We start from the raw sequence: 16,163 nt of genomic DNA on the forward strand, positions 1-16,163 counted from the left end.
CTCGTGAGGCACGCATGACAGAGTATGTCTTGTTATTGATTGGCACTGTACTAGTCAACAACTTCGTTTTAGTTCAATTCTTAGGTTTATGCCCGTTTATGGGTGTATCGGGTAAGTTAGATACCGCGATTGGTATGTCTTTAGCCACAACCTTTGTACTTACACTTGCCTCCGTGACCAGTTATCTGGTGAATCATTATATTTTGATCCCGCTGGATATCGAATTTTTGCGTACCATGAGCTTTATTTTGGTTATCGCTGTTGTCGTGCAATTTACCGAAATGGTGGTGAGAAAAACCAGCCCGACACTTTATCGCTTATTAGGGATTTTCTTACCGCTTATCACCACTAACTGTGCTGTTTTAGGTGTTGCTCTACTTAATATCAAAGAAGACCACTCATTCTTACAATCGGCTGTGTACGGCTTTGGTGCCGCAGTGGGCTTCTCTATGGTGTTAATACTGTTTGCCGCATTACGTGAGCGTTTAGCTGCGGCTGATGTCCCTGCTCCTTTTAAAGGTGCTTCAATTGCGATGATCACCGCAGGCCTTATGTCGATGGCCTTTATGGGTTTTACAGGATTAGTGAAGTTTTAATATGACCTTGTTTTATGCTTTGATAGCGTTAGGTTCATTAGCGCTAATATTTGGTTTAATTTTAGGTTTTGCCGCCGTGCGTTTTCGCGTTGAGAGCAACCCTATTGTTGACCAAATTGATACCATTTTACCGCAAACACAGTGTGGCCAATGTGGCTACCCTGGCTGTCGTCCCTATGCAGAAGCAATTGCCAATGGTGACGAAATAAATAAGTGCCCGCCAGGCGGCGAAGCCACGGTAAAAAAACTCGCTGATTTAATGGGTGTAGAAGCAAAACCGCTGGCTGGCGGTGAGCAAGCAGATCCTGTTAAAACTGTTGCCTATATTCGTGAAGATGAATGTATTGGCTGCACCAAATGTATTCAAGCCTGCCCTGTTGATGCCATCGTTGGCGCAACCCGCCAAATGCACACTGTATTAATTGATGAATGTACCGGTTGTGACTTATGTGTTGAACCATGCCCTGTAGACTGTATTGATATGCTGCCTGTAAAAGAAACCAAACAAACCTGGAAATGGCAATTAAACGCAATCCCTGTGACTCAGGTAGATTAGGAGCACAGATGGAAAAGTTAATAGATCAAATTAAACAAGGCAAAGTGTGGTCTATACCTGGGGGCATTCACCCACCGGGTCAAAAACTGCAATCAACAACACAAGCCATTGCAAGACTGCCACTACCAGACAAGCTCGTTGTATCTCTAAAACAACATATTGGTGCTAACGGTAAACTTATTGTTGAAAAAGGCCAGCAGGTTCTAAAAGGCCAAGCTTTAACTAAACCAAGCGGTAATTGGTCAGTGCCTGTGCACGCGCCAACATCAGGGTTGATCAGCGATATTTGCCCAATGCCCTCTGCTCACCCGTCGGCGTTGCCTGAACTTAGCGTTATTATTGAACCTGATGGTAAAGATAACTGGTGCGAGCTTAACCCTGTGCCTGATGCCAAAGCACTTTCCCATGATGAGCTTGTAGATATCATTCATCAAAGCGGTATTGCAGGTATGGGCGGCGCAGGTTTCCCAACCTATGTAAAAGCAGATACCCGTAAAGCCATCGAGTTTTTAATTGTTAATGCCGTTGAATGTGAACCTTATATCACTGCTGATGACATGCTAATGCGCGAACATGCCGATGGCATAATTGCCGGTATTGAATTAATGCAGCAGCTGTTAAGTCCACAGCTGACAATTATTGGTATTGAAGATAATAAGCCCGATGCTATTGCTGCCATGAAACAAGCAGCACAACATAACGACAGCATCATAGTGCAAACAGTGCCAACGGTTTACCCTTCTGGCGGTGAAAAACAGCTAATTAAACTGCTAACGGGCAAAGAAGTCCCAAGTGGTAGTATTCCTGCCGATATTGGTATGTTGGTGCAAAATGTCGGTACTTTGTTTGCGGTAAATCAAGCCGTACATGAAGGTAAACCTCTTATAGAGCGTGTAGTAACGGTAACCGGTAACACCATTCATAAACAAGGTAATGTGTGGGCTTTACTAGGCACTGAAATTAAACATTTATTAGACTGCCAAGGCTTTTCTCCGGTTCCACAGCAGCGTGTGGTTATGGGCGGTCCAATGATGGGCTTTACTCTGCCAACAGTTCGCATTGGTGTCGTTAAAACGACGAACTGTATTTTAGCGCCAGATCACCATGAACTTGCTGAGCCGGGTGATGAAAAAGCCTGTATTCGTTGTAGTGCCTGTGCTGACGCCTGCCCTGCTTCATTGTTACCTCAGCAATTACAATGGTTTGCTAAGTCTAAAGAATACGACAAACTCAACGAGCACAATTTATTCGATTGCATTGAATGTGGCGCCTGTGCTTATGTTTGCCCAAGCGAAATCCCCTTGGTGCAGTACTATCGTGTTGCTAAGGCTGAAATCAAAGAGCAGCAAGCAGAGCAAATTAAAGCAGAACGAGCAAAAGAACGTTTTGAAGCACGTAAAGAGCGCTTAGAGCGCGAACAAGAAGAGCGTCAAAACCGCCATAAACGTAAGCCGGCTGCTAAGTCAGATGGCGAAAAACAAAAAGTGGCCGATGCACTCGCGCGTGTTAAATCTAAATCTGATGATAAAGACAGTAAGTCAGCTGTCGCTGCAGCTATTGCCCGTGCGAAAGCGAAAAAGCAAGGTGCAGAGATTGAGCCTGATAACTCTGAAGTGGCTAAAGAACGTGCAGCACGTAAAGAACAAGCACGTAAATACAAAGAGCAAAAAGCACTAGAGCAAGGTGAAGAAGGCGTCGATAAAGACGATAAAAAGTCTGCTGTTGCTGCCGCTATTGCCCGCGCAAAAGCGAAAAAAGCCGCACAAGCTACAGAAGAAAACGCTTCTGCTGAAACTGAGGCTGCGCCAAAAGATGACAAAAAAGCTGCTGTTGCAGCTGCAATCGCTCGAGCCAAAGCGAAAAAAGCGGCGCAAGCTGCTGAACATCAGACTGAAGCTGATAGTGCACCAGTTGATGACAAAAAAGCTGCTGTTGCTGCTGCAATCGCTCGTGCTAAAGCGAAAAAAGCAGCGCAAGCTGCTGAGAATCAAACTGAAGCTGAAGCAGAAAGTGCACCTGTTGATGACAAAAAAGCTGCTGTTGCAGCTGCTATCGCCCGTGCTAAAGCCAAAAAAGCAGCGCAAGCTGCTGAGAATCAAACTGAAGCTGAAGAAGATAGCGCGCCAGTTGATGACAAAAAAGCTGCTGTTGCAGCTGCTATCGCCCGTGCTAAAGCAAAAAAAGCAGCTAAAGAGCAAACGCAGAGTGACGACTCTTCACAACAAACTAATGATTCAAGTACTGAGGCAGATGCCCAGCCGCAGTCTGATGCTCCTGAATCTAGCGAAGATAAGAAAAAAGCAGCTGTTGCAGCTGCCATAGCTCGAGCCAAAGCGAAAAAAGCCGCTAAAGAGCAAGCACAGAGTGACGATTCTTCAGAGCAAATAAATGATTCAAATGATGAGGCTGATGCCAAGCCGCAGTCTGATGCTCCTGAATCTAGCGAAGATAAGAAAAAAGCAGCGGTCGCTCGTGCCATTGCAAGAGCTAAAGCCAAAAAGTTACAACAAGAAGGAAACGATAAGTCATGAAACTAACCATGGCGAGTTCGCCGCATAATCATAGCCATAAATCATTAAGCCGATTAATGATGACAGTGATTGCTGCGTGTATTCCAGGCTTAATCGCGCAAGTTTTCTTTTTTGGTAGCGCTGTGTTAATTCAGCTTGTTCTCGCACTTATTACTGTTAGCGCCTGTGAAGCTGCTGTTTTACTACTTCGTAAACGCAAAGTTTGGCCAACACTTAGTGATGGCAGTGCTTGGTTAACGGGCGTATTACTGGCGTTGAGTATTCCGCCTTTAGCGCCTTGGTGGATCATCGTAATTGGCTGTATGTTTGCAATTATTATTGTAAAACAGCTTTATGGCGGCCTTGGCTTTAACTTATTTAACCCTGCTATGGCAGCTTATGTATTACTACTTGTATCGTTTCCGGTGCAAATGACCAGTTGGTTACCTGTTAGTGATTTACTTGCATCTCCGATCAGCTTCTCACAACAGCTGTCTGTTATTTTCAATGGTTTTACCAGCGCTGGGTTTAGTGTCGATCAATTACGTGTAGCAATTGATGGAACAACCATGGCAACACCACTTGATACCGTTAAAACAGATGTAGCCCATCACTTAACGGTGGCTGAGAGTATGAGTAAGCCTCTTTTTAATGACTGGTTTGGTCTTGGCTGGGGCTGGGTTAACCTCGGCTTTTTAATCGGGGGGCTTTATTTATTAAAAGCTAAAATCATTAATTGGCATATCCCTGTTAGCTTTTTAGCCTCATTAGCCGTGTGCAGTGGTATAGGTTATATTGCAGCTCCTGGCACAGAGCCGGGCGTGGTATTTCATTTATTCAGTGGTGCAACAATGTTAGGGGCATTCTTTATTGCTACCGATCCAGTTTCTGCATCAACAACGAATAGAGGCCGTTTAATTTACGGTGCGTTAATTGGTCTACTTGTTTACTTAATTCGTACTTTCGGTGGTTACCCTGATGCTATGGCATTTAGTGTATTGCTGTTAAATATGGCGGTGCCTTTAATTGATTACTACACGCAACCACGTACTTACGGCCATGGGGTGAAATAATGATCCTTTCCTCAATGACTAAAAACGGCGCTATTCTTACAGCATTTGCGCTCATTACCACAGGCACTGTGGCCCTGACTCATAGCCTGACTGCTGAGCGTATTGAAGAGCAAGAAAAGCAACAGCTTGCAGAGCAACTTCAACAAGTACTTGATGCCCATCATTACGACAATCAACTGTACAAAGATTGTGTTGTGATCACCGATGAGCGCTTAGGTCCACGCCCAGAGCAAGTTATTTATCGCGCTTACAAAGACAATAAGCCTTACGCTTTAGTGATGCGCCATGTAACACCAAGTGGTTATAGCGGCGATATCAACTTATTAACGGCGGTTTTTGCCAATGGTGAAATAGCGGGTGTTCGTGTCACTAAGCACGAAGAAACACCGGGCCTTGGCGATAAAGTTGAGGTCAAAAAATCAGACTGGATCACCCTTTTCAAAGGCCAACATGTACTGGGTGAAGATGATAGCCGCTGGGCTGTTAAAAAAGATGGTGGCCAATTTGATCAGTTTACTGGAGCAACCATTACACCGCGTGCCGTTGTCGGCTCAGTAAAACAAGCTGTGCTGTTTGCCCAAGCTGAATTTGATAACTTGTTTGCTGCGCCAAACATCTGTCAAGGAGCCAAGTAATGAGCCAAGTTAAAACTTTATTTAAAGATGGCATGTGGGCCAATAACCCTGCCCTTGTGCAGTTATTAGGCTTGTGCCCGCTACTTGCCGTTACCTCTACGATTACCAATGCATTAGGCCTAGGTTTAGCAACTTTATTGGTTCTGGTTGGTTCTAACGTCACCGTATCGATTGTGCGTAACTGGGTACCTAAAGATATTCGTATTCCTGTTTTTGTGATGATCATCGCAGGCTTTGTAACCATCGTGCAGCTAATGATGAATGCCTATACATTTGGCCTTTATCAATCACTGGGGATTTTTATTCCACTGATTGTTACCAACTGTGCCATTATCGGTCGCGCAGAAGCATTCGCTTCTAAAAATACGGTGCCACTTTCAGCCTTTGACGGCCTGATGATGGGACTTGGCTTTATGTTAGTTTTAGTGGTGCTAGGGGCTATGCGAGAGCTTATTGGTCAAGGTACGCTGTTTGATGGCGCCGATTTATTATTAGGGCCATGGGCTGCTGCACTTCGAATTGAAGTATTCAGTTTTGATAACCAATTTTTATTGGCAATTTTACCACCGGGTGCCTTTTTAGGGCTTGGTTTATTGATTGCTGCAAAAAATGTCATTGATACACAAATAAAATCTAAGCAAGTTGTTACTCCAGAAGCAGAAAAAGGCCCTAGAGCCCGAGTGACAAGTTTAACTTAAAGGAGAGCACGCACCGTCACTGCGTGCTTTACGCCACCATGAATAAAGAAAAGCGCTATGAGATCTTATCTCGTTTACGTGAGCAAAACCCGCACCCAGAAACAGAGCTTGAATATACAAGCCCGTTTGAATTATTAGTTGCGGTTACCTTATCAGCACAAGCAACAGATGTGGGTGTTAATAAAGCAACCCGTAAGCTATTCCCTGTTGCTAACACGCCTCAAGCGATTCTTGATTTAGGCCTTGAAGGCCTTCGCGATTACATCAAGACCATTGGTTTGTTTAATTCTAAAGCCAATAATGTCTATAAAATGTGTGAGATTCTGGTCAATAAACATAACTCAGAAGTACCAGAGAATCGTGAAGCGCTCGAAGCATTACCGGGTGTTGGCAGAAAGACCGCGAATGTTGTTTTAAACTGTGCCTTTGGCTGGCCAACAATTGCCGTAGACACGCATATTTTCCGCGTATCTAACCGCACTAAGTTTGCTATGGGTAAAGATGTAGTTGCTGTAGAACAAAAATTAGAAAAAGTGGTACCTAAAGAGTTTAAGGTCGATGTACACCACTGGTTAATTCTGCATGGTCGCTATGTGTGTACTGCTCGTAAACCTAAATGCGGCAGTTGTATTATCGAAGATTTGTGTGAGTTTAAGGAAAAGACTGAGTAGTTAAAATCTAAAGGTGATGCTCTTCACCTTCCCCCATCACACCATAATCTCATTTTCTAAATGTGCCAAACACAGAGTTTGGCACACATAGCCTAGCCATTATCGCTGGTTTTGGCTCACCTGCTTTTTAATAAATTCTCGCGTATCTCTTAACAGCGCTACTCTTGCTGGTTCGTGAACATACATCATGTGACCGCCGTGATAATAGTGATAGTCAATTTTATCAGCGTATATACCGTGTCTATTTAAGGTGTATTCAGCATCAAAAAATGGCGTGACAATATCGTAATAACCAGAGGCGACCATCACTTTCATTTGCGGATTGCTGCGAAGCACATAAGATAAATCTGGCGCTGTATTGACGTATCTTGGCTCCCAGCCTTGTCCATCAGGAGCAGTGCGCCAGCGCCAGTTATCTGATAAATCAGGATCGCCAGGGTTTAAGTATTTTCTTTTCCACTGTACGTTTAAATCTGTGCGCATGTATTTCATTAGTGCTGCTTTATATGCCGGCCCTATCACTTTTGACGCGTCTTGCTTAGGAGCTGCTGTTAAATCGTCTCGTTCATCAAGCTTATAGCGTCCATCAAGAAAGCCTACTGCGACGCCCTCATCACGCAATAACTCCTTAGCGAATCTAAAGGCGTTAATGCGTAAATCAACCTGCTCAATATATTGTTTGCTTAGCCCTGTATAACGGTGCAGGCCGTCAACAACTTGTTTTCTGTCAGCTTTACTAAGGGTATTACCCTTAAATAATGCTGGTAGTAATTCATCAACTGCAAATTGTCGGCTCGCATCTATAAATGCTTCAAAATCTCCAGATGTGTCTACTTTTTTATGATACCAAGCGGTTGCAGCAAGTGTGGGTATGTAAGTGATGTAAGAAATGATGTTGTCATCAACATAAGGGCTTGAACCTTGATAGTCTAAAGCTTGTGACACAAAAATAATGCCATTTACATTAATCAGGTGTTTATCCATAAGCACTTTAGAAACCGCTGCTGCTCGAGTTGTCCCATAGCTCTCTCCCAATAAAAATATTGGCGCATTCCAGCGGTTTTCTTTTGTTAGCCACTGGGCAATAAAATCAGCGATAGAGGCTGCATCTTGATTTAAGCCCCAAAACGCCTTGCTTTCAGTGTCACCTAAGGCGCGCGAGTAACCTGTGCCAACAGGGTCCACAAACACCATATCAGTCACATCAAGTATCGTCTCAGGCGCATCTTTTAATTCGTAAGGAGCCATTCCTGGATGTGCAGCATCGCTTGGTACAACAACTCGTTTAGGACCATAGGCGCCCATATGTAACCAATTAGACGATGAGCCTGGGCCACCGTTCCAAATAAATGTAACGGGTCTGTTTTTGTTATCGCTTGCAGCTATGTAATCAAACGAAAAGATAGCAGCAGTTGGCTCTTCGTTTTTGTTTAATAAATAGGTTTCACCGGCTACAGCTTTGTATTTCAGCCTTTTGTCATTAAAAGTACCTTTATGCTGGGTCACAAATTTAGTGGCTTCGGGTATCAGCTTCTTACTGTTGTTTGATTCTGAAGTTTCATCTGCATTAACCGCATTTGTACAAAACGCAAACAATGTAGAGATGACTACAGTTTTGAAATTGGCAACATACGCCATGTTTTATTCTCCCTCGGAGGCTTAGCTTTATCGGGCTTGATAATAGAGCGTTGCTATTTATGTCTTGAATGCTTTGTCAGCCTATTTTTCAAGTTTTATGTTATTCACCTATTACCTTTACAGTAAGAAGATGTAATTTCAACTGTCTGCGACAAAGGTGCTGTAGTACTCTATCCTATTGCAAAATTGCAAGGGCCTGATTATATCTCCAAATCATGAGCTTAATTGTTAATTTAACAGCATAGTGTTTACGGTTTATCTCAATCTTACTGTGCAAGTAATCGAAATAACTTATAATTTTCTTTTAATAATTTTAATACGCAGCCCATACCATGCTGTGCTATTAAAGTTGTGTGAATTTAAAGACAAAAAAGAGGATGCTTAAAATGCGCTTATTACACACAATGCTTCGCGTTGCTGATTTAGATAAATCAATTGAATTTTATACGCAGGTATTAGGTATGAAAGAGCTGCGCCGTGCAGACAACGAAGAGTACCGCTACACCCTTGCTTTTGTCGGTTATGGTGACGAAAAAGATTCGACTGTGCTTGAGCTTACTTATAACTGGGATACTGATAGCTATGATTTGGGTAATGCATACGGCCATATTGCTATCGAGTTTGATGATATTTATAAAGCCTGCGAAGACATTAAAGCTGCTGGCGGTAATGTGAGCCGCGAGCCGGGTCCTGTCAAAGGCGGCACAACTGAAATTGCATTTGTTAAAGACCCAGATGGTTATGCGATTGAGTTAATTCAGAAAAAAGATAACAACACTTTTTGATTCATACCGGCTATTTCAGCGATTGCTGAGATAGCCACTTTGCGAGTGCTTTTTCAAGTTCAGCAAAATTAATTGGCTTTGCGATATGGTCACTGATACCAATTTTTGCACTTTTTTCGATGTCATCTTTCATTGCATTAGCACTGATGGCAATAATCGGCGTACCAAAATCTGGCCTTGCAAGTAAGTTTTCGCTGGCAGTTAATCCATCCATCACCGGCATTTGGATATCCATTAAAATCAATGCGTAATCTTGTGTTAGGGTTTTCTCACAGGCAATTTGTCCATTTTCTGCCAATTCATAATTTAGACCTAATTGAGTTAAATACTTAGTGATAACAATTTGGTTAATCGGGTTGTCTTCAGCAATTAATATTGGCTTGTCGATGGCTTTAAAATCGAACTGAATGTTTTCATCAAGTTGGTGTACTTTTGCGCTAGCGTCCTGTGGGTTTAGTGATTTAAAATTAACATTAATAGTAAACTCAGTGCCTTTTCCAAGCTCACTGTCGATAGCAATAGTACCTCCCATCAAATCAATCATCCCCTTACTAATGGCAAGTCCAAGACCGGTCCCTCCATATTTACGAGTGGTGTTACTTTGCGCTTGTACAAAGGGATTAAACAGAGATGTTACTTTATCTTCAGCGATACCTATGCCCGTATCTTTTACCGATAACACGACGGCTGTCTGGTGTTCATCTCGGCTTTGCAGAGTAAGCGAAAGAACGATCTCTCCTTGATTGGTGAACTTAACGGCGTTAGAGAGCAAGTTAATCAGCACTTGTTTAACGCGTATTTCATCACATTTTACATTCAGCGATTGTAATGAGGAGACATCAAGCCGGCAGCCAACCCCTTTGGCATCACAGCTCGGTTTAAATAGTAAGATAAGGTCATGGCAAAGCGCGACTAAATCACATTGTCGTGACTCGAGCTCTATTTTATTGGCCTCTATTTTTGAAAAATCGAGAATATCGTTAATCACGGTCAATAACACATCACTACAGTTATTTATTTGCCTTACAAACTCTGCTTGCTCTTGTGTTAGCGTGCTTTTATTAAGTAGCTGTAAAAAGCCCACAATACCATTCATCGGTGTTCGTATTTCATGGCTCATATTGGCTAAGAACTGGCTTTTAACTTGCTCAGAGCGCTCAGCGCGAAGTTTTTCTAATTGCAATGAAGTAATTTGTATATCAATGGTATCGGCCATGCTGCTGAGCGAATCAGCAATATCTTTAAACTCTTGATAATGAAAATCGTCTGTATCTTGTTTGTAATTACCTAACGCGTATTCACGACTAAGAGCAGTAATGCGATTTAGCGGGTTATGGAGCCGTGCAGTCAGCCAGCGCACTAATATAAATGAAAAAATAGAAAGTCCTACAATTAGCAACCCTGCTAATATGGCCGTTTGCTTTACAGCGCCGGTGTATGTGGTTTTTGCTTCATTAATTTGGAACTGTAAACGGGTTGGCTTACCTTGAAAATAAACAGTACTGATTGAGGCTTGCTCCATTAATTTGCCGTGATCGCCAGCATCGCCCACGCTATATAAAATGTTATCTTGTGCAGTAATTTGTACCTGCTTACCCGCTTGATAAACCGGTTGTTCATTATGAATTGCAAGCCACTTTAACGCCTCTGATAAAGGCACAAAAGACACTAACACGCCCGTTTTGATTATTGGCTCACTAAGAGAATCTTGCTCATGTAACAACTTAGATGTAATTGCCAGTAAGGCATTTTGTTTTGCCTCTGCAGGCGCAAATAATTCACTAACTTGGGGGTTATCGATAATTTGAACTGTGTTTTGCTGTGTTGATGCCTTGGCGCTGTCGAGAATACTTTTTGTGAGTTTATAGTTCAAATTTAAAGAGGTAATAGGGTATCCCTCAACTATAAACCCTTGATTATCAATTACAATCGATGCTTTTATCTGTGGATTCTGGGCAACAAACTCTTGTAGCTGCACAAGCGCGAACTGTGAGTACACCACTTTATTTGGCAACTCTGTAATCGCTTTAGTGCTACTCAGCAATTGGCTGTTTTTCTCAAGCTTAAATAATAGTTGTTCAAGACTGGCCGCATTATTTCTAGCTTGCCATTGCAAACTCGTATTTGCTTGGTCAATTGAGCTTAAATAGAATCGCCCTATCATCAAACCTGCAAGTATCAGCAGGGGAATAATGACCAGTAGTAATACACTGATAAATAAGGCGCGACTAAAGCGTGGACTACTCATTCATCCCCTTCATTGGCAATCGAACGCTCTGCCAACCCTTGCATAAAAAGCCCCGCTTGTTCAGCGGTTAAGGCACCGCTACCATAGCGAATAAAGCCTTTATTTAATACCTCCCACACGATGATCATAGATGCGGTAGAAGGCATAGGTTTTGTGAATTGTATGGCATCAATTAAGGTTGATAACTCAGTGCCTTGTTGTGCTTTAAGGTTATTTAAAACCTCAGTGTTAACTGGGATATCTTGAAGCTTTTGCCAAACCAGTGTTTGGAATTTTTCTGCTTGAACCAATTTAGCAAATTTGATCAAGCTTTCTTTATTAACGCCATTTAAAGCATGGTTTGGAAATGCCAGCACAAAGGTTGAGTAGTAAGGCTGCATATACTCACCATTGAGTTTCGGTAATTGTTGTATTCCTAAATTATTACCCAATGCCTCTTCATACGTTTTTAATGCCCATGCACCATCAATGGTGAAAGCGGCTTGCTGCGCTTTAAATGCATTATTTGAGCAAGTGTAATCGCACTGCCTATCAACCAGGTTTTGTTTATTTAAACCCCAAACAAATTTGAGAGCCGATTGCATTGCTGGTGTATTTAGCTGAACTTGATTATCTACAATTAGGTCGCCATTAAAAGCCGATAAGAACGGGATAAACCAATACATTTCCATAAAACTCCATGTAACGAGTTTCACTTTTTCAGGCAATGATGGTTGAATTTGGTATATATCCTGCCAATTTTCTATTGGCTCTTTAACAAACTGCTTATTATAAAAAAGTAACAAGTGATTCCCTTGAATGATGGGTATACCTAAAAGCTTATTGTTTAACTTTGCAGTTTCTAAGGTTCGCTTGTCTGTGGTATCAGCTATGAGTGAGTCTGGAATGGTGCTGTAGTTGGCATATTTATCAAGCCCTAAGTGATCAGCGGGAACAATAATTACGTCTGTTGAGGTGCTGGTACTAGTATTTTGTACCAACCTTACCTTTAGCGCCTTTTGGTCAACCAATACAGAGTTAACTGTTAAACCGCTTTGCTCTGCAAACTCACTAAGCAATTGGTTAAAATGTTCATGCTTCATGGTATGGGCTAGGTTTATCGTTGCTGCATAGCCATCAAACGTAACTAATAGCACCGCCAGCCAAAATACTCGCCACACGCTAATGTCTACTCAAAATGAATTAAAATTACTTTTTAGTTAAGCACATATGCCTTATATTGCCCAGCCTAATCAAGGGTTTTCTTAAATCTAAATGCAGCCACAGCCAAGCCCAAAATAGTAAATGCTAAAAGCCAAAGTAAGTCACTGCTCATACTTATTAAATTGACATCTTTTAGCACAATTCCGCGTATTAATCTTAGGTAATGCGTTGCGGGTAAACACTCAGCAAGCCATTGCGCTGCTTTTGGCATACCTTCATAGGGAAATACAAAACCTGACAATAAAATAGAAGGTAATAGAATGAAAATTGTCATTTGCATTGCTTGAAGCTGGTTTTTAGCGATTGTTGAAAGTACTAAGCCAAGCACTAAACTGGCACATATAAAAGCAAAGGTTGCGACAACCAACGCGACTAAACCGCCACCAAAAGGAATGTGAAACAAGAGCTTACCCATGCCTAATATAATAAATAACTGAATAAAACCAATAAAGATATAAGGCACCACTTTACCAATCATTAATTCCAGTGAGCTTAACGGTAAGGTAATTAAGAGCTCCATATTTCCTCGCTCTTGCTCTTTAACAATGGCAGCAGAGGTAAACATAATCATCGTCATGGTTAAAATAACAGCAGCTAAACCTGGCACAATATTCACCGCAGAGCGTTGTTCTGGGTTATAAAATAAGGTCGTTTCAAAGGTTGGGTAAGTTCTATTCGCAGGCTTATCGAGAAGCTCTGCAAGCGGCATATTGCGAAGCGATTTTACACTCGACGCTACCATTGTATCTGAGCCATCAACTAACCAATGCGCAATTGGCCTGACTAACGACTCATTACTGCCATCAGGTAACCCAAAACCCACTGTTGGGTGTTGAGCAAGTCGGTTTGCCACATCGTGGGGTATAAACAGCACTGCACGCACTTTCGCACTGGCGATTGCTGTTTGTGCCTGCTCTATACTGTCGTAATAATCAGTCACTTTAACCACATTTGTCGCCGATACTGTTTGTACTAAAATGCGACTGAGCGCAGTTTGACTATGATCGACCACTGCAACAGGGATATCTTTGACGTTAGTGTTAATAGCATAACCAAATAGAATCAGTTGGATAAGGGGGATCATCACCACCATCGCAAATGTCATTCTATCGCGGCGTAATTGTAATAATTCTTTGCTTACAATTGCTTTTATTCGGCTTAATGAAGTCATAATACTCATTGTCTGCCCTGCCCTGTGCAGGTGACAAACACGTCTTCAAGGCTTGGGCGCACACTATTTACTTGCCACGTATCCTGACAAAATGATTGCTGCTTTATGAACTCAACGGGGTCTTGAAGATCTTTTTTTACTAATACTCGCAGCTGTGCACCTAATTGAGTGGCTGAGATAACATGGTCGATTGTTGCGAGCTGTGTTTTTAATTCTCTGGTTTGCGCCCCTGCGATTTCTACAACATGAGCGTGCATGTCTGTCATTAATTGCTTTGGAGAGCCATCCGCGCGTTTAATACCTGATTCTAAAATGGCTAAACGATGACAACGCTCAGCTTCATCCATGTAATGGGTGGTGACTAATATCGTGGTACCGGCATTACTTAAATCAAACAGTGTTTCCCAAAAATCACGGCGATTTTGTGGATCGACTGCCGATGTTGGTTCATCAAGAAATAAAATTTTCGGTTTATTAATCACTGCAGCAGCCAATGCTAAGCGCTGCCGTTGGCCCCCACTCATACTTCCGGCCATTTGATCTACTCTTTGATCAAGACCATAAGTATGGAGCAATTCGTCAATTCTTTGTTGTTTTTGTTGCTTTTTAAACGGGTAAAGCGCCGCCATGAACTTTAGGTTTTCAAGCACGGTCAGGTCACTATAAAGTGAAAACTTTTGCGTCATATAACCAAGTTGCGTTCTGAGCTTTTCAGCATCTTTTGGCAGACTCAAGCCAAGCACATTGATATCACCAGAAGTTGGCTTCAATAAACCCGTAAGCATACGGATTGCAGTCGTTTTACCACAGCCATTAGGGCCCAAAAAGCCATAAATTTGCCCTTGCTCAACGTCTAGATCAAGGTTATCAATCGCTTTTAAATCGCCAAATTGTTTTACCAAACCTTTGGCATGGATCACCGATTCAGTCATGGCATAATCACTTGAGCAGGTACGCCTGTCGGTAAATTATTTTCACTTACCGGTAGTGTTACCTCAGCAAGATACATTAATCTCGCACGCTCTTCCTGATTAAGGGCATAAAAAGGCGTGAACGCAGGCTCTGAGGCAATCCAGGTCAGTTCACCCTGTATTTCTTTATCTATGCCATCGACACGAACCGTAAGTGTCATGCCCTGATTGAGCTTGGCACGATATGGTTCAGGGATATATACGCGCGCATAAGGTGCGCTGTTTGCTTGAACGATAACGACTGGGCTGCCTTTGGTAACTCGCTCACCTACGTGCCAAGGTAAATTATCTACCCTGCCAGCACGCATCGCTTTAATTGTCAGGTCTGAGAGGTATTTTTGCTGTACTTTTAGTTCTGCTTCTGCCGCCTGAACTTGCGCTTTCGCACTATTAATATCTTCAACGCGAGAACCATTTGTTAATTCATTTAAGTTCTGCTTTGCTGATTCTAAATTAGCGAAAGTCTCATCACGTGCAGCGGTTGCACTATCTAAGGTTTCTTGGCTTGCGAGTTTATCCTTAACTAAGGTTTTTGCACGGCGAAAATTAGCTTCGCTTTGCGTATATGCAGCATTAGCTGCTGCTACTTTGGCTGATGCGGCAGCAACTTCTTCGGGGCGAGCACCATTCAAGGTTTTTTCAAGAAATGCAGTGGCTTGAGCTAGTTGAGCTTGTGCTTTAGCAACAATCGCTTGTTGTAGTTCGGCATCGAACTTTGCAATCACCTGCCCTTTTTCGACCAACTGGCCTGCTGAAACGGGTAAATCGATCAGTATTTCGTTAGTCGTTGCAGGATGGATCACACGCTCACGCTCAAGCGTTCCTAGCGCTACTCCCTCATTTGAGTCTGAACAAGCAGTAATGACTAAAGAAATTAGTATGAGTACAACACGTTTAGCTAACATTTTAATTTCCTTATGGTTAGCTGATGAGTTGCTAGATACTATAAAGTATTAAAATGATCTGTAAAAGTGATCTATAGGAATTAAAGTTTTAGAAATATATGGAGTCTATATCGTAAAGATATATGGAGAATAAGGAATATTAAGTTGAAAAATCTTAGTTATATTTGAAATGATATATAGATAGTCTTTCCAACACATTACTTACTTAAAGTAATGTGGCGTCCCCAAGGGGATTCGAACCCCTGTTACCGCCGTGAAAGGGCGGTGTCCTAGGCCTCTAGACGATGGGGACGCAGAAATTGGTTTGCAAATCACTGATTTGCTATTTCTGCGTAAGATGAGACCGAGCCTGCGAGGCGAATGGCCTTAGCTTAAACAGAAAGTTTCTGTGTCACTAGGACAACTGAATAGTTAAACTCGATTCAGACGAGCTTTTAATAACACAACACTTTTAGTAAGTGGCGTCCCCAAGGGGATTCGAACCCCTGTTACCGCCGTGAAAG

General features: G+C 42.3%; 14 protein-coding genes and 1 tRNA gene. 8 read left to right on the top strand and 7 right to left on the bottom strand.

Going from position 1 to position 16,163, the window contains the following annotated elements; all coding sequences use genetic code 11:
- Positions 1–14 precede the first annotated feature (14 nt).
- The 7 genes from rsxA to nth are packed head-to-tail and all read left to right on the top strand — an operon-like array spanning position 15 to position 6,739.
- Positions 15–596, top strand: coding sequence for an electron transport complex subunit RsxA (rsxA, locus tag AUR67_RS00985; RefSeq protein ID WP_054553689.1), 582 nt, complete (start codon positions 15–17; stop codon positions 594–596).
- Between the two features lies 1 nt (position 597).
- Positions 598–1,152, top strand: a complete 555-nt coding sequence (gene rsxB, locus AUR67_RS00990; RefSeq protein ID WP_054563643.1) for an electron transport complex subunit RsxB — start codon at positions 598–600, stop codon at positions 1,150–1,152.
- 8 nt (positions 1,153–1,160) lie between these two features.
- Positions 1,161–3,683, top strand: coding sequence for an electron transport complex subunit RsxC (rsxC, locus tag AUR67_RS00995; protein WP_058583765.1), 2,523 nt, complete (start codon positions 1,161–1,163; stop codon positions 3,681–3,683).
- Complete coding sequence (gene rsxD / locus AUR67_RS01000) at positions 3,680–4,735, top strand: electron transport complex subunit RsxD (protein ID WP_058583766.1); 1,056 nt, start codon at positions 3,680–3,682, stop codon at positions 4,733–4,735. The genes rsxC and rsxD overlap by 4 nt, the downstream gene beginning before the upstream one ends.
- The gene (gene rsxG / locus AUR67_RS01005) at positions 4,735–5,370 is read left to right on the top strand and encodes an electron transport complex subunit RsxG (protein ID WP_058583767.1); all 636 of its coding nucleotides are present in this window, start codon (positions 4,735–4,737) and stop codon (positions 5,368–5,370) included. Before rsxD ends, rsxG begins: the two co-directional genes overlap by 1 nt.
- Positions 5,370–6,068, top strand: coding sequence for an electron transport complex subunit E (locus tag AUR67_RS01010; RefSeq protein WP_054553694.1), 699 nt, complete (start codon positions 5,370–5,372; stop codon positions 6,066–6,068). Before rsxG ends, AUR67_RS01010 begins: the two co-directional genes overlap by 1 nt.
- A 38-nt stretch (positions 6,069–6,106) precedes the next feature.
- The gene (gene nth, locus AUR67_RS01015; protein ID WP_058583768.1) at positions 6,107–6,739 is read left to right on the top strand and encodes an endonuclease III; all 633 of its coding nucleotides are present in this window, start codon (positions 6,107–6,109) and stop codon (positions 6,737–6,739) included.
- 99 nt (positions 6,740–6,838) lie between these two features.
- On the opposite strand, the gene AUR67_RS01020 is transcribed toward nth, so the two are convergent.
- Positions 6,839–8,377: a S10 family peptidase gene (locus AUR67_RS01020; RefSeq protein ID WP_082665541.1), complete on the bottom strand. Its 1,539-nt coding sequence runs from the start codon at positions 8,375–8,377 to the stop codon at positions 6,839–6,841.
- Between the two features lie 386 nt (positions 8,378–8,763).
- On the opposite strand from AUR67_RS01020, the gene gloA reads away from it, so the two are divergent.
- Positions 8,764–9,162 carry a lactoylglutathione lyase gene (gene gloA / locus AUR67_RS01025; RefSeq protein WP_054553771.1) on the top strand — a complete coding sequence of 133 codons (399 nt, stop codon included), beginning with the start codon at positions 8,764–8,766 and terminating at the stop codon, positions 9,160–9,162.
- Between the two features lie 10 nt (positions 9,163–9,172).
- On the opposite strand, the gene AUR67_RS01030 is transcribed toward gloA, so the two are convergent.
- From AUR67_RS01030 to AUR67_RS01055, 6 genes are all read right to left on the bottom strand, one after another.
- On the bottom strand, positions 9,173–11,410 hold the full coding sequence (locus AUR67_RS01030; protein ID WP_058583769.1) for an ATP-binding protein: 2,238 nt from the start codon (positions 11,408–11,410) through the stop codon (positions 9,173–9,175).
- On the bottom strand, positions 11,407–12,570 hold the full coding sequence (locus AUR67_RS01035) for an extracellular solute-binding protein (protein ID WP_058583770.1): 1,164 nt from the start codon (positions 12,568–12,570) through the stop codon (positions 11,407–11,409). The genes AUR67_RS01030 and AUR67_RS01035 overlap by 4 nt, the downstream gene beginning before the upstream one ends.
- 68 nt (positions 12,571–12,638) lie before the next feature.
- On the bottom strand, positions 12,639–13,784 hold the full coding sequence (locus tag AUR67_RS01040) for an ABC transporter permease (protein WP_058583779.1): 1,146 nt from the start codon (positions 13,782–13,784) through the stop codon (positions 12,639–12,641).
- Positions 13,785–13,789: 5 nt separating this feature from the next.
- A complete protein-coding gene (locus AUR67_RS01045) occupies positions 13,790–14,716 on the bottom strand; it encodes an ABC transporter ATP-binding protein (RefSeq protein WP_058583771.1) in 927 nt (308 codons plus the stop codon).
- The gene (locus tag AUR67_RS01050; RefSeq protein WP_058583772.1) at positions 14,713–15,660 is read right to left on the bottom strand and encodes an HlyD family secretion protein; all 948 of its coding nucleotides are present in this window, start codon (positions 15,658–15,660) and stop codon (positions 14,713–14,715) included. Before AUR67_RS01050 ends, AUR67_RS01045 begins: the two co-directional genes overlap by 4 nt.
- 216 nt (positions 15,661–15,876) lie before the next feature.
- Positions 15,877–15,952, bottom strand: a tRNA-Glu gene (locus tag AUR67_RS01055).
- Between the last annotated feature and the right edge of the window lie 211 nt (positions 15,953–16,163).

It is taken from the genome of Pseudoalteromonas sp. XI10 (genome assembly GCF_001469895.1).
GTDB lineage: Bacteria > Pseudomonadota > Gammaproteobacteria > Enterobacterales > Alteromonadaceae > Pseudoalteromonas.